The organism is Carboxylicivirga mesophila (assembly GCF_018271975.1).
Lineage (GTDB): Bacteria > Bacteroidota > Bacteroidia > Bacteroidales > Marinilabiliaceae > Carboxylicivirga > Carboxylicivirga mesophila.
Map to the genome: position 1 here is coordinate 1 of NZ_JAGUCN010000082.1, position 401 is coordinate 401.

Below are 401 nucleotides of genomic sequence, written 5' to 3' on the forward strand. Positions count from 1 at the left end.
GTTAGAGCGTAATATGGAACGACATGACGACAATTTTCAGTCGGATTTCAGAAAAATGAAACAGGTAAATAAGGAAGACCGGCCCGATGGCATAAACAAGGAAATAATTTCATTGACTTCAAAGTCGAGACGGAGATTCCGTGAAAAGCAGCCTTTTCAAACGCAAGCGACGTTTCATCGACTTTGGTGAGAGAAGTTATCAGAAATACAAGACAAAGTCAAGTCATTAAACCCTTGAATTTCTTTTACTTCACGGGTTTATAACATCGGACCAGGTCAACATATAATATAGTTTCATTTTTTTGCAGTATTCCATCGCTGCATATCCGCTGGATGATAAATCAATGGGAATACTTAAAAGGACTGAAAAAATGGATTTACAAACGTGTACAATTGAAGGA

The 401-nt window shown here is 37.4% G+C and carries 1 protein-coding gene; it reads left to right on the forward strand.

From position 1 onward, the window contains the following. On the forward strand, positions 1-190 hold a 190-nt coding region (locus KEM09_RS21850), incomplete at its 5' end, for a hypothetical protein (protein WP_212232093.1). Between the last annotated feature and the right edge of the window lie 211 nt (positions 191-401).